The organism is Sulfitobacter sp. DSM 110093 (assembly GCF_022788715.1).
In the GTDB taxonomy this organism is placed as follows: domain Bacteria; phylum Pseudomonadota; class Alphaproteobacteria; order Rhodobacterales; family Rhodobacteraceae; genus Sulfitobacter.
Map to the genome: position 1 here is coordinate 709,539 of NZ_CP085167.1, position 24,465 is coordinate 734,003.

27 protein-coding genes are annotated in these 24,465 nt (G+C 61.9%); 16 read left to right on the top strand and 11 right to left on the bottom strand.

The window, feature by feature from the left end; genetic code table 11:
- Positions 1-58: 58 nt before the first annotated feature.
- Positions 59-1,033, bottom strand: a complete 975-nt coding sequence (ubiA, locus tag DSM110093_RS03375; RefSeq protein ID WP_243266688.1) for a 4-hydroxybenzoate octaprenyltransferase — start codon at positions 1,031-1,033, stop codon at positions 59-61.
- A gap of 12 nt (positions 1,034-1,045) precedes the next feature.
- Here ubiA and DSM110093_RS03380 point away from each other — a divergent pair, with 12 nt between their 5' ends.
- From DSM110093_RS03380 to DSM110093_RS03390, 3 genes are all read left to right on the top strand, one after another.
- Positions 1,046-1,765 (top strand): 16S rRNA (uracil(1498)-N(3))-methyltransferase, encoded by a 720-nt coding sequence (locus tag DSM110093_RS03380; protein WP_243266689.1) that lies wholly within the window; start codon positions 1,046-1,048, stop codon positions 1,763-1,765.
- A 16-nt stretch (positions 1,766-1,781) separates the two neighbouring features.
- Positions 1,782-2,312, top strand: coding sequence for a hypothetical protein (locus DSM110093_RS03385; protein WP_243266690.1), 531 nt, complete (start codon positions 1,782-1,784; stop codon positions 2,310-2,312).
- 85 nt (positions 2,313-2,397) lie between these two features.
- Positions 2,398-3,768 carry a glutamate--cysteine ligase gene (locus DSM110093_RS03390; RefSeq protein ID WP_243266691.1) on the top strand — a complete coding sequence of 457 codons (1,371 nt, stop codon included), beginning with the start codon at positions 2,398-2,400 and terminating at the stop codon, positions 3,766-3,768.
- Between the two features lie 34 nt (positions 3,769-3,802).
- Here DSM110093_RS03390 and plsY read toward each other — a convergent pair whose 3' ends face one another.
- The 4 genes from plsY to DSM110093_RS03410 all read right to left on the bottom strand — a co-directional run bounded on the left by plsY (position 3,803) and on the right by DSM110093_RS03410 (position 7,481).
- The gene (gene plsY / locus DSM110093_RS03395; protein ID WP_243266692.1) at positions 3,803-4,411 is read right to left on the bottom strand and encodes a glycerol-3-phosphate 1-O-acyltransferase PlsY; all 609 of its coding nucleotides are present in this window, start codon (positions 4,409-4,411) and stop codon (positions 3,803-3,805) included.
- Positions 4,411-5,691 carry a dihydroorotase gene (pyrC, locus tag DSM110093_RS03400; protein ID WP_243266693.1) on the bottom strand — a complete coding sequence of 427 codons (1,281 nt, stop codon included), beginning with the start codon at positions 5,689-5,691 and terminating at the stop codon, positions 4,411-4,413. The genes plsY and pyrC overlap by 1 nt, the downstream gene beginning before the upstream one ends.
- 252 nt (positions 5,692-5,943) lie before the next feature.
- The gene (locus DSM110093_RS03405; RefSeq protein WP_243266694.1) at positions 5,944-6,477 is read right to left on the bottom strand and encodes a hypothetical protein; all 534 of its coding nucleotides are present in this window, start codon (positions 6,475-6,477) and stop codon (positions 5,944-5,946) included.
- A gap of 56 nt (positions 6,478-6,533) precedes the next feature.
- Positions 6,534-7,481 (bottom strand): aspartate carbamoyltransferase catalytic subunit, encoded by a 948-nt coding sequence (locus DSM110093_RS03410; RefSeq protein WP_067265620.1) that lies wholly within the window; start codon positions 7,479-7,481, stop codon positions 6,534-6,536.
- A 108-nt stretch (positions 7,482-7,589) separates the two neighbouring features.
- On the opposite strand from DSM110093_RS03410, the gene DSM110093_RS03415 reads away from it, so the two are divergent.
- The 3 genes from DSM110093_RS03415 to moaB are packed head-to-tail and all read left to right on the top strand — an operon-like array spanning position 7,590 to position 9,497.
- Positions 7,590-8,351, top strand: a complete 762-nt coding sequence (locus tag DSM110093_RS03415; protein WP_243266695.1) for a uracil-DNA glycosylase — start codon at positions 7,590-7,592, stop codon at positions 8,349-8,351.
- The gene (locus DSM110093_RS03420) at positions 8,344-8,958 is read left to right on the top strand and encodes a LysE family translocator (protein WP_243266696.1); all 615 of its coding nucleotides are present in this window, start codon (positions 8,344-8,346) and stop codon (positions 8,956-8,958) included. The genes DSM110093_RS03415 and DSM110093_RS03420 overlap by 8 nt, the downstream gene beginning before the upstream one ends.
- On the top strand, positions 8,955-9,497 hold the full coding sequence (gene moaB / locus DSM110093_RS03425; RefSeq protein WP_243266697.1) for a molybdenum cofactor biosynthesis protein B: 543 nt from the start codon (positions 8,955-8,957) through the stop codon (positions 9,495-9,497). The genes DSM110093_RS03420 and moaB overlap by 4 nt, the downstream gene beginning before the upstream one ends.
- Before the next feature lie 12 nt (positions 9,498-9,509).
- Here the strand turns inward: moaB and DSM110093_RS03430 are convergent, their stop codons facing one another.
- On the bottom strand, positions 9,510-10,322 hold the full coding sequence (locus DSM110093_RS03430) for a protein-disulfide reductase DsbD domain-containing protein (RefSeq protein WP_243266698.1): 813 nt from the start codon (positions 10,320-10,322) through the stop codon (positions 9,510-9,512).
- A 164-nt stretch (positions 10,323-10,486) separates the two neighbouring features.
- Here DSM110093_RS03430 and DSM110093_RS03435 point away from each other — a divergent pair, with 164 nt between their 5' ends.
- Positions 10,487-11,044, top strand: a complete 558-nt coding sequence (locus DSM110093_RS03435; RefSeq protein WP_243267662.1) for a YqgE/AlgH family protein — start codon at positions 10,487-10,489, stop codon at positions 11,042-11,044.
- A gap of 5 nt (positions 11,045-11,049) precedes the next feature.
- Here the strand turns inward: DSM110093_RS03435 and DSM110093_RS03440 are convergent, their stop codons facing one another.
- The gene (locus DSM110093_RS03440; RefSeq protein ID WP_243267663.1) at positions 11,050-11,982 is read right to left on the bottom strand and encodes an L-threonylcarbamoyladenylate synthase; all 933 of its coding nucleotides are present in this window, start codon (positions 11,980-11,982) and stop codon (positions 11,050-11,052) included.
- 178 nt (positions 11,983-12,160) lie between these two features.
- On the opposite strand from DSM110093_RS03440, the gene DSM110093_RS03445 reads away from it, so the two are divergent.
- From DSM110093_RS03445 to DSM110093_RS03465, 5 genes are all read left to right on the top strand, one after another.
- Complete coding sequence (locus DSM110093_RS03445) at positions 12,161-13,888, top strand: acyl-CoA dehydrogenase (RefSeq protein WP_243266699.1); 1,728 nt, start codon at positions 12,161-12,163, stop codon at positions 13,886-13,888.
- Positions 13,888-14,964: an MBL fold metallo-hydrolase gene (locus DSM110093_RS03450; RefSeq protein WP_243266700.1), complete on the top strand. Its 1,077-nt coding sequence runs from the start codon at positions 13,888-13,890 to the stop codon at positions 14,962-14,964. Before DSM110093_RS03445 ends, DSM110093_RS03450 begins: the two co-directional genes overlap by 1 nt.
- A 3-nt stretch (positions 14,965-14,967) precedes the next feature.
- Positions 14,968-15,426, top strand: a complete 459-nt coding sequence (locus DSM110093_RS03455; RefSeq protein WP_243266701.1) for a DUF6173 family protein — start codon at positions 14,968-14,970, stop codon at positions 15,424-15,426.
- A gap of 156 nt (positions 15,427-15,582) precedes the next feature.
- Entirely contained in the window at positions 15,583-15,717 is a 135-nt protein-coding gene (locus tag DSM110093_RS03460; protein ID WP_093927039.1) for an aa3-type cytochrome c oxidase subunit IV, read from the top strand.
- A gap of 33 nt (positions 15,718-15,750) precedes the next feature.
- Complete coding sequence (locus tag DSM110093_RS03465) at positions 15,751-16,359, top strand: hypothetical protein (RefSeq protein ID WP_243266702.1); 609 nt, start codon at positions 15,751-15,753, stop codon at positions 16,357-16,359.
- 9 nt (positions 16,360-16,368) lie between these two features.
- Here the strand turns inward: DSM110093_RS03465 and DSM110093_RS03470 are convergent, their stop codons facing one another.
- Both DSM110093_RS03470 and DSM110093_RS03475 read right to left on the bottom strand, forming a co-directional pair.
- A complete protein-coding gene (locus tag DSM110093_RS03470) occupies positions 16,369-16,695 on the bottom strand; it encodes an AzlD domain-containing protein (protein WP_243266703.1) in 327 nt (108 codons plus the stop codon).
- Entirely contained in the window at positions 16,692-17,417 is a 726-nt protein-coding gene (locus DSM110093_RS03475; RefSeq protein WP_243266704.1) for an AzlC family ABC transporter permease, read from the bottom strand. The genes DSM110093_RS03470 and DSM110093_RS03475 overlap by 4 nt, the downstream gene beginning before the upstream one ends.
- 49 nt (positions 17,418-17,466) lie before the next feature.
- On the opposite strand from DSM110093_RS03475, the gene DSM110093_RS03480 reads away from it, so the two are divergent.
- Genes DSM110093_RS03480 through DSM110093_RS03490 form a run of 3 tightly spaced genes read left to right on the top strand, consistent with a single transcriptional unit; the run spans position 17,467 to position 20,724 of the window.
- Positions 17,467-18,357 carry a formate dehydrogenase accessory sulfurtransferase FdhD gene (locus DSM110093_RS03480; RefSeq protein ID WP_243267664.1) on the top strand — a complete coding sequence of 297 codons (891 nt, stop codon included), beginning with the start codon at positions 17,467-17,469 and terminating at the stop codon, positions 18,355-18,357.
- Between the two features lie 4 nt (positions 18,358-18,361).
- Positions 18,362-18,964 (top strand): molybdenum cofactor guanylyltransferase MobA, encoded by a 603-nt coding sequence (gene mobA, locus DSM110093_RS03485; protein WP_243266705.1) that lies wholly within the window; start codon positions 18,362-18,364, stop codon positions 18,962-18,964.
- Positions 18,961-20,724, top strand: coding sequence for a bifunctional molybdopterin-guanine dinucleotide biosynthesis adaptor protein MobB/molybdopterin molybdotransferase MoeA (locus DSM110093_RS03490; protein ID WP_243266706.1), 1,764 nt, complete (start codon positions 18,961-18,963; stop codon positions 20,722-20,724). Before mobA ends, DSM110093_RS03490 begins: the two co-directional genes overlap by 4 nt.
- A 10-nt stretch (positions 20,725-20,734) precedes the next feature.
- On the opposite strand, the gene DSM110093_RS03495 is transcribed toward DSM110093_RS03490, so the two are convergent.
- Together DSM110093_RS03495 and greA are read right to left on the bottom strand one after the other, a co-directional pair.
- Positions 20,735-21,802, bottom strand: a complete 1,068-nt coding sequence (locus DSM110093_RS03495; RefSeq protein WP_243266707.1) for a hypothetical protein — start codon at positions 21,800-21,802, stop codon at positions 20,735-20,737.
- 14 nt (positions 21,803-21,816) lie between these two features.
- A complete protein-coding gene (gene greA / locus DSM110093_RS03500; protein WP_093927031.1) occupies positions 21,817-22,287 on the bottom strand; it encodes a transcription elongation factor GreA in 471 nt (156 codons plus the stop codon).
- Positions 22,288-22,654: 367 nt separating this feature from the next.
- Here greA and DSM110093_RS03505 point away from each other — a divergent pair, with 367 nt between their 5' ends.
- A complete protein-coding gene (locus DSM110093_RS03505) occupies positions 22,655-24,307 on the top strand; it encodes an electron transfer flavoprotein-ubiquinone oxidoreductase (RefSeq protein WP_243266708.1) in 1,653 nt (550 codons plus the stop codon).
- Positions 24,308-24,465: the final 158 nt, after the last annotated feature.

Sequence of the window (24,465 nt, forward strand, 5' to 3'; positions counted from 1 at the left end):
GGCGGCCTTCTGGTTGTTAAGCTCAAGACTTGATACGCGCGTCCTGCCGGGGGTGCAATCAGGCCAGAAGACTTGCCACGAAAAACAACAGCGGGATCATGCCGGTATCGCGGTTGGCGCGAAAGAGCTGCAAGAGCTTGGCGTTGTCCTTGGTATCCAGCCCACGCAATTGCCACGCCATATGCCAGCCCATCGCCCAAGGCCCGCCGAGCGCGATGGCCAGCGCCAGCACCGAAGCTTGCGGCAGCCCAGCATAGATCACGGCGATCCCCATCAGGCCGACAGTCGCCATCAGGAAACGCCGCAGCCATTTGCCGGAGTTTTCCCCAAACAGCCGTGCGGTGGATTTCACGCCGATCAGCGCGTCATCTTCGGCATCCTGATGGGCATAGATCGTGTCATAGAACAGCGTCCATGCGATCCCGGCGCAGTAGAGCACGATCGCAGGGGCGTGCAGTGTGCCAGCGTGCGCCGTCCACGCCAGCATTGCGCCCCAGTTAAAGGCGAGCCCCAGAAAGACCTGCGGCCACCATGTGAAACGCTTTGCAAAGGGATAGACGGCCACCGGCAACAGCGCCAGCACGCCCATGGCAATGGCCGCTTGGTTGAAGGAAAGCAGGATCAGCAGTGCCAGCAGCATTTGCCCCACCATCCAGGCCAGCGCCTGTTTCACCGATACCGCGCCCGAGGGGATGGGCCGTGAGCGGGTGCGGGCGACCTTGCCGTCGATGTTGCGGTCGGTGATGTCGTTCCACGTGCAGCCCGCCCCTCGCATCAGAAAGGCGCCGATGCCGCAGCCTGCGAAAATCCAAAAATCTTCCCACCGCGGCGATTGGTCGAACAGGATCGCAAGGCTCAGCCCCCACCAGCAGGGCAGCAGCAACAGCCATGTGCCAATGGGTCGATCCGCGCGGCTCAGCCGCAGATAGGGGCGCAGCCCGGCAGGGGCGTGGCGGTCGACCCAATTGTCGGTCACAGCATCGGCAACCGAACCATCTTGCGGAGCATCTGGCGAAGGCGGCTGGTTGTGCATATATCTGGCCCCATGAATGCGAAAATCAGATTGTATGTAGATCAGCCCTTGGGGCAGGGGCAAACGGTTCCTTTGGCGCGCGAGCAAGCGCATTACCTTTTTGGGGTGATGCGGCTTTCGGTCGGGGCCGGGGTGTTGCTGTTCAACGGGCGTGATGGTGAATGGCTGGCCGAGGTCGCCGAGGCGGGCAAACGCGGCGGGGTTTTAAGCTGTGTCGAGCAGAGCAAACCTTTGCAGATGCCTCCTGACCTGTGGCTGCTTTTCGCGCCGATCAAAAAAACCCGCACCGACTTCATTGTCGAAAAAGCCGCCGAGATGGGCGCGTCGCGTATCGTCCCGGTGATGACCGACTTCACCAACGCAGGTCGCGTGCAGCAGACCCGCCTTCAGGCTCATGCGGTTGAAGCGGCAGAGCAATGCGGCGGTACCTATGTGCCCGAGGTGGCCGAAGCCGCGAAGCTGGGGCGGCTGTTGGACCAATGGGACAGTACGCGCCAGATCATGTTCTGTGACGAGGCTTTGGCCGGGGAAAACGGTGCGTTGCCAGCAGGTGCAACAGGGCCATGGGCGATCCTGATCGGTCCCGAAGGGGGCTTTTCCGATGCTGAGCGCAAGCGGTTGCATGGGTTCGACCACGCCCATGCGGTGACGCTGGGGCCGCGCATTCTGCGGGCTGATACGGCGGCGGTGGCGGCGATGACCATATGGCAGCAAGCTTTGGGAGATTGGTGATGCAGAAGGTGGCCCGATGAGTTTTCTGCGCCAAGGCGCGCGTGACCAGCTTTGGCGTTGGCGCGAGGCGATCATCGGCGGTGTGCTGATGCTCTTCGGTCTCTGGCTGGTGGCCGGACCGGGATTTTTACTGGCGGTGCCGGGATATGCTGCCCTAGCGGGTGGTGCGGCGCTGATCTGGCTTGGTGTGCAACGCGCGCGCTTTCGCGGCGAAGGGGACGGCGCCGGTGCGGTGCAGGTGGTCGAGGGGCAAATCACCTATTTCGGCCCGCTCACCGGCGGCACGGTATCAATGCGCGAATTGCAGCGGCTTAGCCTTGATCGGCAGATGTTTCCTGCCCATTGGCGTCTAGAACCGCGCGATGACGAAGCCCCTTTGCTGATCCCGGTGAATGCCGCTGGTTCTGAGGCGCTGTTTGACGCTTTTGCAGCGCTTCCCGGCTTGCGCACGGAACGGATGCTCTTTGAACTGCGCAAGACCCGCCATGACGCCGTTGTGATCTGGGAGCGCGCACCCCTGCGCCCGGCGCATGTCTTGCTGCATTGACAGCCCCGGCAAATCCGCCCATCCCTGCTAGACACGACGTCAAGTCGACACCCCAAGACGACCCTTCAAAACGGAGCCCTCGCAAATGTCCATTCCTCAATCCGGCGGCGGCCCGATCGAACATCACGACCAAATGGCGCAGTATCTGGCCGACGGTTGCAAGCCGCGCGAAGATTGGCGTATTGGCACCGAGCACGAGAAGTTCGGCTACTGCAAAGATACGCTCAAACCGCTCCCCTATGAGGGGGACCGCTCGATCCGGGTGATGTTGGAAGGGCTGCGCGACCGTCACAATTGGGCCCCGGTCGAAGAGGGTGGCAAGCTGATCGGCTTGGAAAAGGATGGCGCAAACATCAGTCTTGAGCCGGGCGGTCAGTTGGAACTGTCGGGCGCACCTGTTGAAACCATTCACGAGACTTGCGATGAGGTGAACACCCACCTGCGCGAAGTGAAAGACGTGGCCGATGAGATCGGCGTGGGCTTCATCGGTCTGGGGGCAGCACCCGAATGGTCGCATGAGCAAATGGATCTGATGCCCAAGGGCCGTTACAAGCTCATGGATAGCTATATGCAAAAGGTCGGCACCATGGGCACCACCATGATGCGTCGCACTTGCACCGTTCAGGTCAACCTCGATTTCGCGAGTGAAGCCGACATGGTGCAAAAGATGCGCGTCGCCGTGGCGATGCAGCCGATCGCCAACGCGCTTTTCGCCAATTCACCCTTCCTTGATGGCAAGCCCAACGGCGTGAAATCCACCCGCGGTTTGGTTTGGCGTAATTTGGATGATGCCCGCACCGGAATGGTGCCTTTCGTCTTTGACGAAAGTTTCGGGTTTGAGGCTTGGGTGCAATATGCGCTCGATGTGCCGATGTATTTTGTCTACCGCGATGGTAAATATATTGACGCGCTTGGCCAGTCCTTCCGCGATTTCCTTAAAGGTGAGCTGCCTGCGCTGCCCGGCGAAAAGCCAACGCTCAGCGATTGGGCCGACCATCTGACGACCCTTTTCCCCGAGGCGCGGGTGAAAAAGTTCATCGAGATGCGCGGTGCCGATGGTGGCCCGTGGCGGCGTCTCTGCGCGCTGCCGGCGTTTTGGGTTGGTTTGATGTATGACCAATCCGCGCTGGATGGTGCGTGGGATTTGGTAAAGGATTGGGATGCCGACACCCGCGAAGAACTGCGCATCGCGGCTTCGACCCACGGCCTTCAGGCCGAGGTTGGCGGGCTCAGAATGCATGATCTGGCACGCGAGGCGGTGGCCCTGTCAGAGGCAGGGCTGAAAGCCCGCGCGCGTCCCGGCGCAGGCGGGCTGGTACCGGATGAGACGCATTTCCTTAACGCCCTGCGCGACAGTATCGAGACAGGTCGCGTGCCTGCGGATGATCTGCTGGCGGATTATCACGGCGATTGGAACGGCGACCTAAGCCGTATCTACGCCGAATATTCCTACTAAAGCGTGAAGAGGCTGATGCCGCCTTCGGGCGGTGTCAGCCCTTCTGACCGATCCGCGATTCCGTACCTGCCTGAATGCGGCGGATGTTGTCGCGGTGCCGCCAAAAGATCAGCAGCGTCAGGGCGATGCCCAAAAGCAGCATTTCCCCATAGCCGAGGAACACCAGCAAAAAGGTCGAGCTTGCCGCCGCAGCCAGTGCCGACAGGGACGAGATGCGCGAGACTGCCGCCGTCATCAACCAGACCGCGCAGCATGCCAGCCCGACAGGCCATGCCAGCGCCAGCATGAGGCCCAAAAAGGTCGCCACGCCCTTGCCGCCACGAAAGCCAAGCCAGACCGGATAGCAATGGCCGATCATCGCGCCGAGCGCCGCCGCCTGCGCGGCATCTTCGCCCGCAAAGACCCGGGCCACCAGCACTGCCACGGCCCCCTTGGCCCCGTCCAGCAAAAGCGTCAGCGCCGCAGCCTTTTTGTTGCCGGTGCGTAGAACATTAGTCGCGCCGATGTTGCCCGACCCGATATCGCGCAGGTTGCCCAGCCCCATCAGCCGCGCCAGTAGCATGCCAAAGGCGATAGAGCCGATGACGTAGCCCGCCAACGCCCAAAAGAGGATCATTTCAATAGAAGTATCGATAGGGGGCATCAATTCGCCTCGTAAACGCAGGAGCCTGCTACATAAGTTGCCATGACCTTACCCTGCATCCGCATCCCGTCAAAGGGCGTGTTGCGGGATTTTGACCGCAGTTTGGAACGGTCCAACACAAAAGGGGCATCGGGGTTGAACAATACCATATCCGCAGGTGCACCCACCGCGATCCGCCCACCGGGCAGGCCGAGCCGTTTCGCCGGGTTCAGTGACAGCGCACGCCAGAGCGTCGGCAGGTCCATCATCTCGGCATGGACCAGCCGCAGGGCGGCGGGCAGCAGTGTTTCCAATCCTACCGCGCCGCTGGCGGCTTCCTCAAAGGGCAGGCGTTTGCTTTCTTCGTCCTGTGGGGTGTGCATGGAGCAGATGATATCGATCAGCCCACTTGCGACGGCTTCGACCACGGCGATGCGATCCTCCTCGTCCCGTAGCGGCGGTTTCACCTTAAAGAAGGTCCGATAATCGGCCACATCCAGTGCGTTCAGCGTGAGATGGTGGATGCCCACGCCCGCGCTAATGTCGAGCCCGTTGCGCTTGGCGCGTTCCAGCGCGGGCAGGGCGCGGGCGGTGGTGATCTGATCCGCATGATACCGCGCGCCGGTCATCTCGATCAGGGCAATGTCGCGGTCCAGCCCCATGCGCTCGGCCATAGGCGACACCGCAGGCAGGCCGCGTAGCGAGGCGAATTTGCCAGAGGTGACAGCAGCCCCCTTGCTCAGCCCCGGATCCTGCGGATGCGCGATGACGAGCGCGCCGAGGCTGCGTGCATAGGTGAGTGCGCGGGAGAAGACCTTGGTATCCGTCACCACGCGGTCGCAATCGGTAAAGGCGGCGGCACCGGCGTCCATCAGGAAGCCAATCTCGGTCATTTCGCGCCCCTCGCGGCCTTTGGTGAGCGCGGCCATCGGGACCACATTCACAGGCGCCGCCTCATTAGCGCGGCGGGTGACGAATTCGAGCGTTTCGGGGCTGTCGATGGCCGGATCGGTGTCGGGGCGCGTGACCATCGTGGTCACCCCACCCGCCGCCGCGGCCAGCCCGGCAGAGCGGTAGCTTTCCTTATGCCGCTCGCCCGGTTCGCAAACTTTCACGCCAATATCGACAATACCGGGGGCGAGGATATGACCGCCACAATCGACCACTTCCGCGCCTTCGGGCGCAGTGGTGTCCCCCTTTAAAACCTCGGCGATCACTCCGTTGCGGACCAGAACCGAAGCAGGCGCAAGTGTGCCGGCCTGAGGGTCAAGAAGGCGCAGGTTGGTGAAATGCTGGGTCATGGGCGAGCCTTTGATACGAAAGCGGATGCGCCGCTGTCATGCCCCAAATCGCCCCCCGAACCAAGCGGTTTCCGCAGGTTTCTCAGGCAGGTTCGACCCTTAACCGCCAATCCAAATCATCATTCCGACCACGCCAAAAGCGACCAGCAGCGCGACCATGGCGATGCGGCCAGACATTTTAGGATCGTGTTCAGGTTCTTGCATAAGGCGAATGTACCGCGCCGGCGCCCAGGGCGCCAGCGATTTTCGCGCTTAGGCCAACAGCCACCAGATAACAATCAGTACCAACACCGCAACCCCGACGATCACCATCGTCTTGCCACCGCTGCCCTTGGCAGGCTTAGGTGGGGACACACGGGGGATACCGGTATAGGGCTGTGCGGCCTCGGCTTCCATCGCTTGAACGGGCGTATCGGGGCCACCTTCGGTATAGGTGCCGATATGGGTCAGCGCCGGGATCGGAGACAGTTGCAGCGATTGGCCAGCAAAGGCGCGGGAATAAACGATCAATACCCAACCATCCAACGCGCCCAGCCTGCTGCGGTCTTTTTCGATCTGGTTGGGGTTCACACCATTACCATCGCGCAGATAGCCCGGAAGCCCCAGTTGATCGAGGTCGGCAACCCGAAACACTTCGGTATAGGCGCCGTCGATCCGCTCAATTCCAAGGGCCGCTGCTTGGGCCGTCTCATCATCGCGCATCGCGCGGGCTTCGGCATCAGAGAGCGAGAGGGCAAAGACCCGGACCTTGCCGGCTTCTTGTGGGGCGACTTCTGTATGGGGCATGACGGCTTCCTTCAACTATTCTCAGGAAAACGCCGCTTGGCCCTTTGGGGTTCCGCTCAGGCCGCGCCGGGCTGAGCGGCGATGTGGTTGCGCGCCAGCAGGTCCATCGCGGCCATGCGCACGGCGACGCCCATCTCTACCTGATCCTGGATCACCGAGCGGTTGATGTCATCGGCCAGCGTGCCGTCAATTTCAACCCCGCGGTTCATCGGGCCGGGGTGCATGACGATGGCATCGGGGCTGGCATGGGCGAGCTTTTCGGCGTCCAGCCCATAGCGGTGATAATACTCGCGCTCAGACGGGATGAAGCCGCCGTCCATCCGCTCTTTCTGGAGCCGCAGCATCATCACCACGTCGACACCTTCGAGACCCTTTTTCATGTCGTCAAAGACCTCGACGCCGAATTGGTCGATCTGGGAGGGCATCAACGTCGGCGGGCCGACAAGGCGGATGCGGTTCTCCATCTTGCCCAGCAGCAGGATGTTCGACCGCGCCACGCGGCTATGCGCGATGTCGCCACAGATCGCGATGCTGAGGCGGTGCAGCCGCCCCTTGGCGCGGCGGATGGTCAGCGCGTCGAGCAGCGCCTGCGTGGGATGCTCGTGCCGCCCGTCGCCCGCGTTCAGCACGGCGCAGTTCACCTTTTGCGCCAGCAGATCCACCGCGCCCGATTGCGGGTGACGCACGACCAATAGATCAGGATGCATCGCGTTCAGTGTCATCGCCGTATCGATCAGCGTCTCGCCCTTTTTGATCGAGCTGGCTTGCATCGCCATGTTCATCACATCCGCGCCAAGGCGCTTGCCCGCGATCTCGAAACTCGCCTGCGTGCGGGTGGAGTTCTCAAAGAACATGTTGATCTGCGTCAGCCCGCGCAGCGCGTCCGAATGCTTGTTCGGCTGGCGGTTGCGATCGGCATATGTGTCGGCCAGATCCAGCAGCGTGGTGATGTCGGACTGCGAGAGTTGTTCGATGCCAAGCAGGTGGCGATGGGCGAATGACATGGTGGCGATCCCTTCTGCTGTTGCCGCCTTATAGGCGCGGGCGGCTTGGCAGGTAAAGCGCAGCGATAGGGCATTTCGTCCCCCGCGCGCAGAGCGTAAGCTGCCGCCATGGAATCATTCGATTATCATCAGGCGTCAGAGATGCTGGCGTGGCAGGTTGAGCTTGGCGCGACCGAGGCGATTTGCGACGCGCCGGTCAACCGCTATGAGGTGCCCGCAAGCCCGCCCAAGGCGAAAGCGCCCGCGAAAGGGCCGCAACCCCTGCGGCCCGAGGCCAAGCCCGATCCGGTGGCTTTGGCCACACGTGCGGCGGCGGGCGCACAAACCATAGAAGAGTTGCGCACCGCGTTGCAGAAGTTCGAGCATTGCGAGTTGCACAAAGGCGCGCGGAACATGGTGTTCTCTGACGGGGTGCCGGGCGCGCCGGTTATGATATTGGGCGAGGTGCCAGACCGCGAAGAAGACCGTGCAGGCAAACCCTTTGTCGGGCGCACGGGGCAAATGCTTGATCGGATGTTGGCGGCAATTGATATGGGGCGTGATCGCAACGTCTATCTGTCGAATATCCTGCCGTGGCGCACACCGCAGAACCGTGATCCAAAACCCGATGAAATTGCCATGATGCGCCCCTTCGTGCAGCGGCACATCGCATTGGCCAAACCAAAAGTGTTGGTGCTGTTCGGCAATTGGTCTTGCCAATCGCTATTGGAAAAACGCAGCATCATGCGGTTGCGCGGCACATGGACCAAGGCGGCAGACGTGGCCTGCCTGCCGATGGTTCACCCTGCCGCCTTGCTGCGCAATCCGGCCGCCAAACGCGAGGCTTGGGCCGATTTGCTAAGCCTTCAGGCCAAGCTGCGCGATGGTTGATGCGCTGACCCTTCTGGCCTTTGTGCCTGCCGCCCTCGCGCTGAACCTGACACCGGGGGCGGATATGATGTTCTGCCTTGGGCAGGGGCTGCGGTCTGGACCGCGTACCGCATTGGCGGCGAGTGCGGGGATTTCAGCGGGCGCTTTGGTGCATGTGACGCTGGCGGGGCTTGGCCTTGGGGCGCTTGTGGCGGCGCTGCCTTGGGCGCTTGATCTGATCCGCTGGCTTGGCGTGGCCTATCTGTTGTGGCTTGCGGTGCAGACGTTGCGACAGGCTGGAAAGCCGCGCGACACGACGCCCGGTATGGGCGGCTGGCGGGCGTTTAACACCGGGTTCATCGTCAATTTGACCAACCCCAAGGTGATCCTTTTCGTGCTGGCCTTTCTGCCGCAATTCGTAGTGCCCGAGGCTGGGCCGGTCTTGGCGCAGTTCTTAACCTTTGGCGCGGTGCTGGCTTTGGGCGGTTTTGTCATCAACGGCGCGGTTGGGGTATTTGCCGCTGGCATCGGGCGGCGGCTGGCTGGGGGCGGGCGTGTGCTCGGCTGGATCAGCAGCGGTATTTTCGTGGCACTGGCCGCGCGTTTGGCAATGATGGAGCGGACATGAGCAGGATCGACGACAGCCGGGAGTTCATCCCCGTGAGAATCGCCGTGTTGACCGTCTCGGACAGTCGCAGTTTGGCCGAAGACCGCTCGGGCGATGTGCTGGTCGCGCGTATCGAAGCGGCGGGCCATCTGCTGGCCGCGCGCGAGATCGTGACCGACGACCGCCCCGCCATCGCGGCGCAACTGCGCGATTGGTGTGCCGATCCCGAGATCGACGTGGTGATTAGCACCGGCGGCACCGGCCTCACGGGGCGCGACGTGACCGTCGAGGCGCACCGCGATGTCTATGAGAAAGAGATCGACGCTTTCGGCACGGTCTTCACCATGATCTCAATGGAGAAGATCGGCACCAGCGCCGTGCAAAGCCGTGCGACGGGCGGCGTGGCGCAGGGGACATATCTATTTGCGCTGCCGGGCAGCCCGGGGGCATGTAAAGATGCGTGGGATGGCATCTTGCTCAAACAGTTGGACTACCGTCACATGCCCTGTAATTTCGTCGAGATCATGCCGCGCTTGGATGAGCATCAGCGCCGCAAGTAACGGCTGCGACGCTTAGCTTGGGGTGCAGCCGATGATTTCAACGCTGTGTTTCTGGCCAATCACGGTGATCCGAATGGCAGAGCGGTCAAGCGCCAGCGCGGTACCGCCTTCGGCAATCATCTCGCCCGTGGCAACGAGGGTATTGCCAGCACGGTTGCTTATGGTCTGGCTCATCCAAACATTGGGATTGCCGGGCTCGATTACCACGGTTTCCTTGCCTCCGGCAGAGGGCAGGCTCAGCTGAGTTTCAATCGCGAGGCCTTGTGCCGTGGGGCGCAGGCTGCATCGGGCGCTTTTCAACCCCGCTTCGGGCCCCGAATAGGGCCGCGCGGCGAGAGCCGCAGCAATGGCGGGGGTGGGTTTGTTTTCGGGCCCATCAAGCACGGCGCTGAGGTGCAGGGTCTGCGGCACGCAGACGTCGCTGCACACGCCAAGGTCAATGCTGGCATCCAAGGTTATCGGCGCACCGGGGCGGCGCGGTGTGATGGTCAGCGGCAGGATCACTTCGCGCGCATATCCGATGGAGCTTACCCCGCCTTGGTCAAAGACTTTGGGCGCGGGCCATGTGATCTGTACATCGCGGAGGTTGTTCGAGCCGGACCAATCGAACTCTGGCGGGATGCCTGCGTCACCGGGGCTGCGCCAATAGGTCTTCCAGCCCGGTGCCATGCGCAGCCGAACCGCCGCCACCCGCCGACCGTCGGCTTGCTGCCAACCGGTAAGAAGATCGCCCTGTAAAGGTGTGCCAACCCCGTCCTGCGCCACGGCGGGCAGGGCAAGGGCTAGGCAGGAAAGAACGGCGGAGAAGAGGCGCGATATATTCATGCGGCCTTGATGCGGTATCCATCCGCGCCTGCCAAGTCACATTTGCATCATCCATGTTTCGCCGATGCGGCTGGCGGTGCGCTGCCTCTCTTGTTTTGTGGGGCGCAAGCGGCCATGTTCAAAGAAAGGTTACCTTTAGGAGGTGGGCGTTGACGGGTCAGACAATGGAACTGACGGGCAAGCTGCTGGTCGCGATGCCGGGCATGGGGGACACGCGTTTTGCCCATTCCGTGATCTATATTTCGGCGCATTCCGAACAGGGCGCTATGGGATTGATGGTCAATAAACCCGCGCCGGAGTTGCGCCTATCGGATGTGTTGGACCAACTGGTTGACGATACGCCGCCGCCACATGCGAAAACACTGGCGGTGCATTTCGGCGGTCCGGTTGAGACGGGGCGCGGTTTTGTGCTGCACTCTGACGAATACCGCTCTGCCATTGAGACCCTGCGGGTGGGCGATGGCATTGCCCTGACCGCTACCCGCGACATCCTAGAAGATATCGCCACAGGCAAAGGCCCCGAGCGTGCCCAGCTGATGCTGGGCTATGCGGGTTGGGGGCCGGGCCAGTTGGAGGGCGAGATCGCCCAGAACGGTTGGTTAACCTGTGAGGCCTCGCCCGAAGTCATCTTTGATCTACCAGATGGTGAGAAATGGGGCGCGGCGCTTAAAACGCTGGGCATTGATCCGCTAGGGTTGTCGGCCTCGGCTGGCCATGCCTGAAACGCTCAGCGGGGTGCGGCGGCGCGGGCCAGACGGTCGTTGATCGCGCGGCCCAACCCATGATCGGGGATCGGTGCCACGGCAATGGGTCGCCCGGTCGCGTCCAATTGATGAAGGTGGTCAAATAGGTTTGCCGCCGCCTCAGTCAAATCGCCGGAAGGGGAGAGATTGAGGTCGCAGTCCATCTGTCCGAAACCGAGCAGCACTTCGCCCTCTGTCGCTTGCCCTACATTCAACCGCACCGCTGCGCCGGGCGCGTAATGTGAGGCCAGTTGCCCCGGCGCGATGATCTCTGCTCCGTCGACTATGTCCAGCTCTCTGCCAAGCGTCGCTTCGAGCGCCTCGCCCGGTACGCCGCCCGCACGCAAAAGGGCAGGGCGGGGGCCAGTGAGGCCGACAATGGTGCTTTCCACGCCTACAGCGCAGGCACCGTCGTCCATCACCGCCGCGATTTTACCCGCAAGCCCTGCCATGACATGCGCCGCCGTAGTGGCGCTGATTTTGCCGGATGGATTGGCCGAGGGGGCGGCAACAGGGCCGTCAAGCGCCTGCAAAACCTGCCGCATTACCGGATGCGCTGGCACACGTACTGCAAGGCTGGGCAGGCCGGCTGTCACCAGTGACGACAGCCCGCTGTCAGGTTTCAGTGGCAATACCAAGGTCAGCGCGCCGGGCCAGAAGGCTTGTGCCAGTCGGTCGGCTTCCTCGGTCCACTCAACATAGCGTTTGGCGGTTTCAACGTCTGGCAAATGCACGATCAGCGGGTTAAAGTTGGGCCGCCCCTTGGCGGCGTAGATGCCCGCCACCGCTTCGCCATTGCGCGCATCTGCGCCAAGGCCGTAGACCGTTTCGGTCGGCAGGGCGACCAGCGCACCGTCTTGCAGCAAATGGGCCGCACGGGCGATGCCTTGGGGCGTGGGGGTCAGTGTCTCTGTCATGATGTCGGGCATGGGCGTGTCACCGGATCTGGGCCTGTCGGATACGCGGCATCCAGTGACGCCGCGTTTGGGTTGCGGGCAGCGGCCGGGCATTTCATGCTGGCGGCAACGCCAACCCGCCTTTAACAAGGCCATGTCAGGCTTGCCAGATCAAGCGCGCCTTTCAGGAGGATATGATATGCCGTACCGCGCCGCCGTAGATGATTACCGTTTTCTGATCGAGAATGTGCTGGATTTCGCAGCGCTCCGTGCCACAGACCGCTACGCGGAGGCCACGGATGACGTGACCAGCGCGATCTTGTCGGAGGCCGGGCGTCTTTGTGATGATGTGCTGGCTCCCCTGCAACGTGGCGGTGATCTGCACCCTGCAAAATTGGAAAACGGTGTTGTGCGGACATCTCCGGGCTTTGCCGAAGGTTTCGCCGCCATCGCTGAGGGCGGTTGGATTGGCATGTCGGCGGACCCTGAGTTCGGCGGCATGGGCCTGCCGATGACCCTGACTAGCGCGGTCAACGAGATGATGAGCGGCGCTTGCCTGTCGCTACAACTTGCCCCTTTAATGAGCCAAGGTCAGATCGAAGCGTTGGAGCACCACGCGAGCGATGCGATCAAAAACCTCTACCTGCCCAAGCTGATCTCGGGTGAATGGACCGGCACGATGAACCTGACCGAGCCGCAGGCGGGTTCGGACGTGGGCGCGCTCAGCAGCCGGGCCGAAGACAATGGCGACGGCACCTATGCGGTTTCAGGTCAGAAGATTTACATCTCTTGGGGCGACAATGATTTCGCGGGCAATGTCTGCCATCTGGTTCTTGCCCGCCTGCCGGGTGCGCCTGCCGGGACCAAGGGGATCAGCCTGTTCCTCGTGCCAAAGTTCATGCCCGATGAGAATGGGGAGCCGGGCCAGCGCAATGGTGTGAGCGTTGTCAGCCTTGAGCACAAAATGGGCCTGCACGGCTCGCCCACCGCTGTGATGCAATATGACAACGCGACCGGCTGGATCGTTGGCCGCGAAGGTGGCGGCATGGCGGCGATGTTTACCATGATGAACAACGCGCGGCTGGGTGTTGGTGAGCAAGGTATCGGCGCGGCCGAAGGGGCCTATCAACTGGCGTTGGATTATGCGCTGGAGCGCAAGCAGGGCCGGTCGCCTGTTGAGGGTGGCACTGGAACCATTGTCGATCATGCTGATGTCCGGCGGATGCTGCTGAGCATGAAGGCCGATATCTTTGCCTCTCGCGCCATCGCGCTGAGCTGTGCCTATGCCAGCGACATGGCGCGCGCCGGGCAGGGCGACGAATGGGCGGCGCGGGCGGCATTCCTAACGCCGATCACCAAGGCATTTGGGACTGACACTGGCATGAGCGTCGCCGAAATGGGTGTGCAGGTGCATGGCGGCATGGGCTTTATCGAGGAAACCGGCGCCGCGCAGTTCAGCCGCGATGTGCGTGTCACAGCGATCTACGAGGGCACCAACGGCATTCAGGCGATGGACCTTGTGGGCCGCAAAATGATGGATGGCGGCGAGGCGGCGAACCGGCTGCTGGACGAGATCGAGGCCGATGCCGAGACCGCACGCGACCCGTTCCCGCGCATGGCCGATGCCGTCTGGCAGGCCAGCGAGACCCTGCGCGAGGCGACCGAATGGATGTTGGCGCAAAAGGACATGAACCAGCGCTTCGCCGGTGCCGTCCCGTACCTGCGCGCCTTTGCCCGCGTGCTGGGCGGGCATCTGCATCTGCAAGCCGCGATGGCCGAGAAAGCCGCAGGCGGCAGCGGTGCGCGTGAAAAACTGGCGCGTTTCTATATCCAGCGTTTGTTGCCAGAGCATCAGGGTCTGCTGGCCCATGCACAGGCGGGGGCCGAAGACCTTTATGCGCTTGGCGTCGAAGACTTGAGCCGCTGATGTCAGAGCAGGCCACCATCCCCGTCACGCCACCGAAACCGTCCCAAGGGCTGCGCTATCCTTGGGACGTGCCGCCCGCCGAAGGGGAGCCGATTGAGGTGGCACCGGGGGTCCTGTGGTTCCGCCTGCCGCTGCCGATGAAGCTGGATCACGTCAATGTTTATGCGCTGGACGAAGGCGACAGTTGGACAGTGATCGACACGGGCTTTGCCTCGCGCCGGGGCAAAGAGCTTTGGCGTGGGTTGATGGCAGGCCCACTGGGCGGCAAGCCGATTTCCCGTGTGGTCGTGACCCATCATCACCCAGATCATGTGGGCCTTGCGGGCTGGCTGCAAAGCGAATTCGGTGCGGAACTGGTCACTACCCGCACCGCGTGGCTGACCGCGCGGATGCTGACGTTGGATGTTCAAGAGGAGCCGCTCGCCGAATCTCTGTCGTTCTACCGCAAGGCGGGCATGGCGGCCGAGCTTTATGACAAACGCGCCAGTGAGCGGCCCTTTAACTTTTCTGACGTGGTGGCACCGATGCCGCTGGGCTTTACCCGTATCCGCCAGAACGATGTGATCCGCATGGGTGGGCGCGATTGGGAGGTGCATATCGGCAATGGCCATGCACCCGAACATGCAACATTCTGGAGCCGGGACGACAATCTGGTGATTGCGGGCGATCAAATCCTGCCCTCCATCAGCCCCAATATCGGCGTCTACCCGACCGAGCCGATGGCCGATCCGATTGGGGAGTGGCTTGAATCCTGCGAGCGTCTTCTTCCATTGGCGCGCGAGGATCATCTGGTGCTGGGCGGGCATAAACTGCCCTTCACCGGTCTGCCGACGCGCCTGAAACAGTTGATTGAAAATCATCACTCGGCGTTGCGTCGACTGCTGGCCTATATCGACACGCCGAAATCAGCATCCGAATGTTTTGCGTCGCTGTTCAAGCGCAACATCGGCGAGGCGGAATATGGCCTCGCACTGGTTGAAGCCGTCGCCCATCTAAGCCACCTTTACCAAGCCGGAGACGCCACGCGCGAGTTGCGCGAGGCCGACGGCGCATGGGTGTATCAGCGCAAGGGGTGAGCGATGGGTGATGAGGTGAAAACAGCGGCCGAGGCCTATGAAGCTGCGGCATTGCCACGCATGCATGAGGTGCATACGGACCCGGATCAGCCCAAATCAGGCGATCAGCCGCTGCCTAAGTCGGTCACAGACAAATCGGTAAAGCAGAAATCTCCGGCCCAATGGGCCTATGAGCGGGTGGTGCTCTATCTCAAGAACTTTGAAGAAAAACTCGACAACGATCACGAGGCGGCGATCGGCTTCGCCGGGGGCGATGCAGGTGTGCTTCGGATCGAAGGAATGGGGTATTTCGACCCGGACATCATTACATTCTACGGCGTCGATCCAGCAGGCGCGCGGGCGCAGTTGGTGCAACATGTGGGACAATTAAATGTGATGTTGCGCGCGCTGCCAAAGAAGGTCCCTGATGCCGAACCAAAGAGGATTGGGTTCCGATTGGTCGCTGACCTAGAAGAAACTTGAATTTGCAAGAATGTTAGGCGTGCAGGTGTCTATGAGATTCCCCTATAACGCGCAGTTCCGCCTATTGCTAGTATGGTATTCAGATTGTTATCCCCCCGTGACAGGAAGAATTATATAGGTTAATCACCGCGAACAGATTTTCCTAGGGAGACGAAAATGGCTGAACATGAACACGGTAGCATGGATTACGATGCTCAGGAAAAGACCTTTGACGGGTTCATGACCTTCGTGACACGCAGCGTCGTCGTCATCCTTGCGATCTTGGTTCTGCTGGCGCTCTTTGCTGGTTAATCGTCCCACACTCTTGTTCAAGAGGATAAGCCTTTGAAATCTCTCTTGACTGCGATCGCGCTTGTAGGCGTGTTGGCTGGCTGTTCGGTGGATCAAAGCCCCGATAGCCCGCCCGACGTCGTCGCGCGTGCCGCCTATCGCTCGCCCGAGCCGCCTTCGCTGACATTGATGACCATGGTGAACAACCGCACGGGCAGTGGCGGTCATACCGCGCTGATGGTGAATGGGTCGCAGCGCGTGATCTTTGACCCAGCCGGATCGTTTCGCGATACGCGTTTGGTCGAACGGGGCGATGTGCTTTACGGTGTGACGCCGGGCTGGTTGCAGGCCTATAAATCGGCCCATGCGCGCAGTACCTTTCACGTTGTTACCCAAGAAATTCAAGTACCCCCTGCTGTGGCCGAACGGGCGCTGCAATTGGTTACGTCCCACGGTGCCGTACCCGGTGCTTTTTGTGCCAGTGCCACCAGCGGAATCCTTGGTGAAATCCCCGGCTTTCAGAACGTTGGATCAACCTTCTATCCCGTCAAACTGCAAGAGCGGTTTGAGGCTTTGCCGGGCGTGACCACCACGAAATATTACGAAGACGATGAGGGCGACGTGATCGATGCCCTGCGCGCGGCGGAACTGGCACGCCAGTAGCGCCCGCGCTTAGCCCACCAAATACAGCATACCATAAAGCGCCACGGCTCCTGACAGGATCGCGGCGAGTACGTTTTTCGTTAGCAGCCCTACGCCCAGCGTGACCACGGCGGCGCTGACGCGGGGCAGGTCAAATTGCCCATCGGTGGCCGAGGGCCATAACACCTGTGGCGCGACCAACGCGGGCAGGATCGCCACGGCGGTATAGCGCAGGTGCCGCAACAGCCACGCGGGCATCTGCTTGTCGCCCACCAGCCCGGTAAAGACGAAACGAAGGAAAAAGCTCCCAGCCCCAAGCCCGATGATTACGGTCCAAAGTGCGGTTTTATCAATCATCGTGCCATGCTCCCCGGCTTGCGTCGTTCCATCCATGCCTCAACCTGCGCGCCGGTAATCATACCCGCGAGCCCCGCGATGATCAGCCCAAGCGCATAGGGCACATCAACCGCAATAAGGCTTACAATCACCGCGACCAGGGCCGCCGCCACATGGGCTAATGTGCGGAACATCGGCGCGATCATGGCAAGGAAGGTGATCGGAATCGCAAAATCCAGCGCCCAACTGTCAGGCACATTCGAGCCGACCATCGCGCCGACAAGCGTGAAAATATACCAAAGCGGCACCACCGGGGTCACGGTCCCAAAGAAGTAGGCCATGCGTTGTGGCACGGTCATTTCTGGGGCGCGTTCATATTGGGTCATGGCCGCGACATAGGATTGATCCACCGTCATATAGGCCGCCAGCGCCCGCTGCCACACCGGCGCGCTGCCGATCCAAGGGGTGAGTGACGCCGAATACATTGCCATGCGCAGGTTCACCGCCAAAGCTGAGGCCAGCACAATCGCCGTAGGCACATCTTCTTGAAGCAGTTGCAACGCCGTGAACTGCGCGGCCCCAGCGATCACCACGATAGAGAAGGTCAGCGTCTCGAACACGTTCAATCCGGCTTCGGTGGCCAGCAGACCAAAGAGCGAGGCGAAAGGAATAATCACCAACACAAAGGGCAATGCGTCAACGATACCTTTGCGATAGGCGGATTTGGTGGTGGTGATGGCCATGGCGAACTCTTAAATATAATGTCAAAGGCTTAGACCTAACCGGAAGGGGATACAATTGGCCCGCGACAATGAACTTAGCAATTATCTGATCGCCCCCGATCCCACTGCTGTTCGACTGACGCGGAATGTCTCTGGCGTGGATCACACCGGCGCGGAGGTGGCGATCAATGTGGTCGAAGAACGCCCGCTGACGATATTCCTCAACCGACAAGAGATCGTGACCGCCATGACCATTGGCGATTACCCGGCCTATCTGGCGCTCGGATTTCTGCGCAATCAGGGGATGCTGCGCCCGGACGAAGAGATCACCGGCGTCGACTATGACGAAGAGCTTGAGACCGTCGTCGTGCGCACCAAACGCGCGACCGATTACGAAGACAAGATGCAGCGCAAAACCCGCACCAGCGGCTGCGCTGTGGGCACCGTCTTTGGCGATATGATGGAGGGGCTGGCCGATGTGCGCTTGCCCGACACGCCGGTGCGCACTTCGGACCTCTATGCGCTGGCGGCCAAGATCAACCGCACGCCGAGCCTCTATCTGGAAGCCGGGGCGATCCACGGCACCGTGCTGTGCCAAGGTGATCGGCCATTGGTTTATATGGAAGACGTGGGCCGTCACAACGCCGTCGACAAAATTGCGGGTTGGATGCTCTCCGAACGGGTCGGGGCCGAGGATAAGGTGCTTTATACCACCGGGCGTCTGACCTCTGAGATGGTGATCAAGACGGCGATGATGGGCATTCCGGTGCTGGCGTCGCGCTCGGGCTTCACCGCTTGGGGGGTGGAGATCGCGCAGCAGGTGAATCTGACGCTCATCGGCCGGATGCGCGGGCAGCGATTTACTTGTCTAGCAGGGGAGGCGCGGCTCATCCGCGATGCGGATCCGGCCAGCGTGGCCGAGGAACCGCGCAAAAGCGGGCGCAAGGGCGCGAAGGATTGACTACATGAAACAACCACTTGGCGTCATTCTGGCGGGCGGGCAGGCGACCCGTATGGGCGGCGGCGACAAGGGCTTGCTGCCGCTGGGGCAAGGTACGTTGCTGTCGTCGGTAATCGACCGGCTAGAGCCGCAGGTGGCAGGACTCGCGCTCAACGCCAATGGCGATGCTGCGCGCTTTGCGGAGCTGGGCCTGCCGGTGCTGGCGGACAGTATCGAAGGGTTCGCCGGGCCGCTCGCGGGCGTGCTTGCCGGGTTGGACTGGGCGGCGGCGCAGGGGGCGGAGACGATCGTCACCGCTGCCGCCGATACGCCTTTCTTCCCCTGCGATCTGGTGCCCCGTCTGCTGCTCGCTGCCGATAATATGGCCCATCCGCTCGCCTTGGCCGCGACGCCGGACGTGAAACGCGGCACGGCGCGGCATCCGACCTTTGGCCTCTGGCCCGTGGCGCTGCGCGACGATCTGCGCAGCGCTTTGGCGGGCGGGCTGCGCAAGGTGGTGCTCTGGACCGAACAGCACGATGGGCGCGAGGCGCTGTTTCCCGACGAGGCGGCTTTCTTCAACGTGAACACGCCCGAGGATTTGGCGAAAGCAGAGGCGATGGCATGAGGGTTTACGGCGTCGTCGGATGGAAGAATGCAGGCAAGACCGGATTGATGGAACGGTTGGTCTCTGAGATCACCGGGCGCGGCTTCACCGTCTCGACTGTCAAACATGCGCATCACACTTTCGACGTGGACCACCCCGGCAAGGACAGCCACCGCCACCGCATCGCGGGCGCGCGGGAGGTGCTCTTGGCCTCGGGCGCGCGTTTTGCTTTGATGCATGAGCTGCGCGGGGCCGATGAGCCACCGCTGGAGTCGCATCTGGCGCGGCTTTCGCCGGTCGATCTGGTGCTGATCGAAGGCTACAAACGCGACGGACATCCGAAGGTCGAAGCGCATCGGGCCGAGACCGGAAACGCGCTGATCGCGCCGGATGACCCGACGGTGCGGGCGGTGGCCAGCGACGTGGCGCTTGAGATGGATCGGCCTGTTTTTGATCTGAACGACACCTGCGCGATTGTCGATTTCATCCTGCGCGACGTGGGGCTGATCGCCACCGCAGCGGCACCCACCACAACCGCGCCGCCGCCCCTGCGCAACGACTGTTTCGCCCTGCCGCCCGGCGTGCATTGGACCCCGGTGAATGAGGCGCTGGCGCTGTTAAAAGAGCGCCTCCACCCGGTGACGGGGGCCGAAACCTTTCCCGCCGCCGATGCCGGGGGGCGTATCGTGGCCGAAGACGTCACAGCCACCCGCGCCAACCCGCCGCTCCCGAATACGGCCGTCGATGGCTACGGTTTTGCCGGTGGGCGCGACGAAGGGTTGCATGAGTTTCCGCTGGTGCCGGGCCGGGCTGCGGCGGGGGATCGCCCCGGGGCCGTGCCTGCGGGGCAAGCGATCCGCGTGCTGACCGGCGCGGCGCTGCCTGAGGGCGTGGATACTGTCATCCTGCAAGAGGACGTGACCGCCGAGGGCGGCATGTTGCGGTTTCACGGGCCGGTGAAACAGGGGGCGAACACCCGCAAAGCCGGGGAGGATGTGCACGCGGGGGAGGTGATCCTCCCCGCGGGCAGGCGCATCGGCCCGGCGGAGCTTGCGCTTCTGGCTGCCGCCGGTGTGGCGGAGGTATCCTTGCGCAAAAGGCTCAAGGTCGGTGTGATCTCAACCGGCGACGAATTGGTCGAAATGGGAGAGGCGGCACGCGACGGGCAGATTTACGACGCCAACCGCCCGATGCTGCTGCAACTCGCCGCCGACTTTGGCCATGAGGCGGTCGATCTGGGCCGCGTGGCCGACGACCGCGCCGCGCTGCGTGCGCGGCTTGATGCGGCGGCAGCACGGGTCGATGTAATCCTCACCAGCGGCGGCGCCTCGGCAGGGGACGAAGACCACGTCTCGGCCCTGCTGACCGAAGCGGGGGCGATGCAGCTTTGGCGGATCGCGGTGAAGCCGGGACGGCCCTTGGCGCTTGGGATGTGGCAAGACGTGCCGGTTTTCGGGCTGCCGGGCAATCCGGTGGCAGCGATGGTCTGTTCGTTGATTTTCGCGCGGCCCGCCATGGCGCTTTTGGCCGGGGGCGGCTGGCAGGAACCGCAGGGCTTTGATGTGCCTGCGGCGTTTGCAAAGCGCAAAAAAGCCGGGCGGCGTGAATACCTGCGCGCGCGGATGCGCGATGGCCGCGCCGAGGTCTTTGCCTCCGAAGGATCGGGCCGGATCAGCGGGTTAAGCTGGGCAGAAGGCTTGGTAGAGTTGGACGAAGCCGCCCGCGACATCAAGCCGGGCGACACCGTGCGCTTTATCCCCTACGGCAGCTTTACCAGCTAAGGCCCGCGCGTCAGTCGAAGGTGCCCGCGCAGCGGCCCAGTAGCATAAAGGCGCGGGCGGTGCGGGTGTCGGCCAGCATTGAGATTTCCTCATCCGTGGCCTGTTTCTCGAACTCGGCAAAAGTCCGGTCAAAGCGGCGCAGGAAGTGATGCGCGGCATCGCGGAAGATCGGGTCTTGCCGCATCCGCGCATTGGCCAGCGCCAGCGACGAGCGATCCCGAATGCCGCCCAGAGGCGCAATCGTGCGGCCCCGCGCCCCGCTGGCGAACTGCCGCCAGACCTCGGGGCGCGCGCGGTCGGGGCGCAGGTCGTCCATATAGATGCCGTCTTGGCTCAGCAGGGTCAGCACATCCTGCGCGGCCTGCACAAGCTGCGCGGCGGAACGGTCTTTTAGCGCGCGGCGCAGTGCGTCGAAACCTGCTTTATCTTCAGCCGTTTCTGGAAAGTTCAAAGCTCGGGTGAAATCTTCGGCAGACAGCGGTTGGGTCATATCGCCCGCCTGTGTGCCAAGCGCCAGCGTGGGCTGATCTTCGGCGGCAGGGGGTGTTGGCGCGGGGGCAGGGGCCGCAGGGCGCGCTGGCTCTTCGCGGCCTTGAAGACCCGCCAGCGCAATTTCGGTCTTGCGGAGGCTGGCGGTCAATTCATCCAGTTTACGCGCGATGCTACCCTCGCCTGCAGGCTTGTTGCCCTGCTGTTGCGAGATATAGGAATGGCGGATGGCGTCGATTGCAGCTTGCAGGCGCTGGCTTTCTTCGCGCATGACCCGCCCTGCACGCGCCGCAGTGGCCGCCACCCAAATCATCGCCACGGGAAGAACGACGACCAGCAGGGTCAATAACCCGCGCAGCCCAGCCTCATTCGCGCCCTCTGGCACCTCTGCGGCGATAAAGGTGAAATAGATCGCCGTGCCGAGCAGCCAAAGCGCTGAAAGCCCGCCCGCTATGATCTCAATTTCGGTGATGCTGCTGCCCTTGGGCCGATCATAGAGACCGATCTGCGCGGGCCGCGCGGCGCCGTTCCCGCCACGCGGGGCGCGGGGGGCTTGGTCTTGGGGTGCGGAAGCGTCGGGCTCTGCCATGTCAGCCTTCCCGTTCAAGCGTAGACGATCTTGAGAACCTCATAGGACTTTTGCCCCCCGGGGGTGCGCACCTCGACGGAATCACCTTCTTCCTTGCCGATCAGCGCGCGGGCGATGGGCGACTTGATGTTCAAAAGGCCCTTTTCGATGTTGGCCTCATACTCGCCAACGATCTGATAGGTCTTCTCTTCGTCAGTGTCTTCATCCACCAGCGTCACCGTGGCCCCGAACTTGATCGACCCCGATAGTTTCTTGGGATCAATCACATCCGCGAGCGAGATCACGCCCTCAAGCTCTTTGATGCGGCCTTCGATGAAAGACTGCTTTTCCTTGGCGGAATGATACTCGGCATTTTCCGACAGGTCACCATGTTCGCGCGCTTCGGCGATGGCCTTGATGATGGCGGGACGTTCAACCGACTTGAGATGCTTGAGTTCAACTTCGAGCGCGGTGTGACCGTCGCGGGTCATCGGGATCTTTTCCATGGCGGTGTGCCTATATAATGAGGGCCGCACCCGGGTTTTCGCCGGGGGGCGGCCAATTGCGTGTTAACTTGGCAGTTACCTGACCCAAACTGGCCGCCAATTGCAAGTGCCTAACGGCCCCGCGATCGGCGGTTGGATGCCGTCAATCCTATCCTGCCAGGGCAATATGACCACGATCATCGTGGTGGTGAAATGGTCACCAATCGCGCTATTTGATGGGGAATGAATTGGCGGCCTGACGGGTCGCGCGTCATGTTATGTCGCTGAGGCCATGTTTTGCGCAATAAACGCAGGGTCGCGATTGCATTGCGCGCGGCGGTGGTTTAGCCAAATCCAAACCGAATTTGCCGTGAGGGAGCACCAAAAGATGGCCGAGATTGAACGCGAAGCGATGGAATATGACGTTGTAATCGTCGGCGCCGGGCCTGCTGGCCTGTCGGCTGCGATCCGGCTCAAGCAGTTGGACGCCGATTGCAATGTTGTGGTGCTTGAGAAGGGCTCGGAAGTGGGCGCGCATATCTTGTCGGGTGCGGTGCTTGACCCCTGCGGGCTGGATGCGCTGATCCCTGATTGGAAAGAAAAAGGCGCGCCGATCAATGTGCCGGTGAAAGAAGACAACTTTTATCTGCTGGGCGAGGCGGGCAAGCTGCGCATCCCCGAATTCCCGATGCCACCGCTGATGAAAAACCACGGGAACTACATCGTCTCCATGGGCAATGTCTGTCGCTGGATGGCCGAACAGGCCGAGGAACTGGGCGTCGAAGTCTTCCCCGGCATGGCCTGCTCTGAACTCGTGTTCGGCGAGAACGGCGAAGTCAAAGGCGTTGTTGCCGGTGAGATGGGCCGTCAGGCTGACGGCACGCCGGGCCCAAGCTATGAGCCGGGCATGGAGTTGCACGGCAAATATGTCTTTCTCTCCGAAGGTGTGCGCGGGAGCCTAAGCAAACAGGTGATCGCGAAATACGGATTGGACGAGGGTAAAGAGCCGCAGAAATACGGTCTCGGCATGAAAGAGATTTGGGAGATCGACCCTGCCAAGCACCGCGAGGGTACCGTCACCCACACGATGGGCTGGCCGCTGAACAGCAATGCGGGCGGTGGGTCTTTCATCTATCATCTTGAGAACAATCAGGTTTACGTCGGCTTCGTTGTTCACCTTGGCTATAAGAACCCGCATGTGTTCCCTTACATGGAATTCCAGCGCTTCAAGCATCACCCGATGGTGGCTGAGTTGCTTGAGGGGGGCAAACGTGTGGCTTACGGCGCACGGGCGATCACCGAGGGTGGCTATCAATCGATGCCCAAGATGGTGGCTCCCGGTGTGGCGATGCTGGGCTGTTCGGTCGGCATGGTCAACGTGCCGCGCATCAAGGGCAACCACAACGCTATGCTCTCGGGTAAGGCAGCGGCTGAGGCCGCCTATGCCGCGATCCAAGCGGGTCGTGGCGGTGATGAGCTGACCGAATATGAGACGGACGTGCGCGAAGGTCCGATTGCCGAAGACCTTAAGAAAGTGCGTAACGTCAAGCCGCTGTGGTCGAAATACGGGCTCACCGCTTCGCTGGCGCTTGGTGGCTTTGACATGTGGACCAACACGCTCGGCTTCTCGCTTTTGGGCACGCTCGGCCACGGCAAATCGGATGCCGAGGCGACCGAGCCTGCGGATAAGCACAAGAAGATTGACTACCCCAAACCCGACGGCAAGCTCAGCTTTGACCGTCTAACGAATGTGGCCTTCTCTTTCACTAACCACGAGGAAAGCCAGCCATCGCATTTGACGCTGAAAGACCCATCGGTGCCGGTTGAGGTGAACCTGCCGAAATACGCGGGCCCTTCGGCACGCTATTGCCCGGCGGGTGTTTATGAGTTCGTCGAGGATGACAAAACAGGCGAGACGCGGTTCCAAATCAATTTCCAGAACTGTGTTCACTGCAAGACCTGCGACATCAAAGACCCAACGCAGAATATCGTTTGGACCACCCCGCAGGGCGGCGATGGGCCAAACTATCCAAACATGTAAACGGGTCGCCATAAGGCACGTTGAAAGGACCGATACGCGAGGGCGGGTCGGTCCTTTTTTGTATCTGAATCGGCGAAATCTCGTCAGCGGCATGCTTCATCGGGGCCGCGCCATTGCACACGGGCCCAGAGGTGATAGCCTGAGCGCAAAGCGATATG

What these genes read in the sequence shown, in the direction of transcription:
- greA (WP_093927031.1), bottom strand. Translation starts at nt 22,287, where the DNA reads ATGGAAAAGATCCCGATGACCCGCGACGGTCACACCGCGCTCGAAGTT.
- DSM110093_RS03385 (WP_243266690.1), top strand. Translation starts at nt 1,782, where the DNA reads ATGAGTTTTCTGCGCCAAGGCGCGCGTGACCAGCTTTGGCGTTGGCGC.
- DSM110093_RS03450 (WP_243266700.1), top strand. Translation starts at nt 13,888, where the DNA reads ATGTCAGAGCAGGCCACCATCCCCGTCACGCCACCGAAACCGTCCCAA.
- DSM110093_RS03405 (WP_243266694.1), bottom strand. Translation starts at nt 6,477, where the DNA reads ATGCCCCATACAGAAGTCGCCCCACAAGAAGCCGGCAAGGTCCGGGTC.
- DSM110093_RS03390 (WP_243266691.1), top strand. Translation starts at nt 2,398, where the DNA reads ATGTCCATTCCTCAATCCGGCGGCGGCCCGATCGAACATCACGACCAA.
- DSM110093_RS03445 (WP_243266699.1), top strand. Translation starts at nt 12,161, where the DNA reads ATGCCGTACCGCGCCGCCGTAGATGATTACCGTTTTCTGATCGAGAAT.
- DSM110093_RS03505 (WP_243266708.1), top strand. Translation starts at nt 22,655, where the DNA reads ATGGCCGAGATTGAACGCGAAGCGATGGAATATGACGTTGTAATCGTC.
- DSM110093_RS03380 (WP_243266689.1), top strand. Translation starts at nt 1,046, where the DNA reads ATGAATGCGAAAATCAGATTGTATGTAGATCAGCCCTTGGGGCAGGGG.
- DSM110093_RS03470 (WP_243266703.1), bottom strand. Translation starts at nt 16,695, where the DNA reads ATGATTGATAAAACCGCACTTTGGACCGTAATCATCGGGCTTGGGGCT.
- DSM110093_RS03420 (WP_243266696.1), top strand. Translation starts at nt 8,344, where the DNA reads ATGGTTGATGCGCTGACCCTTCTGGCCTTTGTGCCTGCCGCCCTCGCG.
- DSM110093_RS03415 (WP_243266695.1), top strand. Translation starts at nt 7,590, where the DNA reads ATGGAATCATTCGATTATCATCAGGCGTCAGAGATGCTGGCGTGGCAG.
- plsY (WP_243266692.1), bottom strand. Translation starts at nt 4,411, where the DNA reads ATGCCCCCTATCGATACTTCTATTGAAATGATCCTCTTTTGGGCGTTG.
- DSM110093_RS03475 (WP_243266704.1), bottom strand. Translation starts at nt 17,417, where the DNA reads ATGGCCATCACCACCACCAAATCCGCCTATCGCAAAGGTATCGTTGAC.
- DSM110093_RS03455 (WP_243266701.1), top strand. Translation starts at nt 14,968, where the DNA reads ATGGGTGATGAGGTGAAAACAGCGGCCGAGGCCTATGAAGCTGCGGCA.
- ubiA (WP_243266688.1), bottom strand. Translation starts at nt 1,033, where the DNA reads ATGCACAACCAGCCGCCTTCGCCAGATGCTCCGCAAGATGGTTCGGTT.
- DSM110093_RS03430 (WP_243266698.1), bottom strand. Translation starts at nt 10,322, where the DNA reads ATGAATATATCGCGCCTCTTCTCCGCCGTTCTTTCCTGCCTAGCCCTT.
- DSM110093_RS03440 (WP_243267663.1), bottom strand. Translation starts at nt 11,982, where the DNA reads ATGACAGAGACACTGACCCCCACGCCCCAAGGCATCGCCCGTGCGGCC.
- DSM110093_RS03435 (WP_243267662.1), top strand. Translation starts at nt 10,487, where the DNA reads ATGGAACTGACGGGCAAGCTGCTGGTCGCGATGCCGGGCATGGGGGAC.
- DSM110093_RS03490 (WP_243266706.1), top strand. Translation starts at nt 18,961, where the DNA reads ATGAGGGTTTACGGCGTCGTCGGATGGAAGAATGCAGGCAAGACCGGA.
- DSM110093_RS03460 (WP_093927039.1), top strand. Translation starts at nt 15,583, where the DNA reads ATGGCTGAACATGAACACGGTAGCATGGATTACGATGCTCAGGAAAAG.
- pyrC (WP_243266693.1), bottom strand. Translation starts at nt 5,691, where the DNA reads ATGACCCAGCATTTCACCAACCTGCGCCTTCTTGACCCTCAGGCCGGC.
- DSM110093_RS03495 (WP_243266707.1), bottom strand. Translation starts at nt 21,802, where the DNA reads ATGGCAGAGCCCGACGCTTCCGCACCCCAAGACCAAGCCCCCCGCGCC.
- mobA (WP_243266705.1), top strand. Translation starts at nt 18,362, where the DNA reads ATGAAACAACCACTTGGCGTCATTCTGGCGGGCGGGCAGGCGACCCGT.
- DSM110093_RS03410 (WP_067265620.1), bottom strand. Translation starts at nt 7,481, where the DNA reads ATGTCATTCGCCCATCGCCACCTGCTTGGCATCGAACAACTCTCGCAG.
- moaB (WP_243266697.1), top strand. Translation starts at nt 8,955, where the DNA reads ATGAGCAGGATCGACGACAGCCGGGAGTTCATCCCCGTGAGAATCGCC.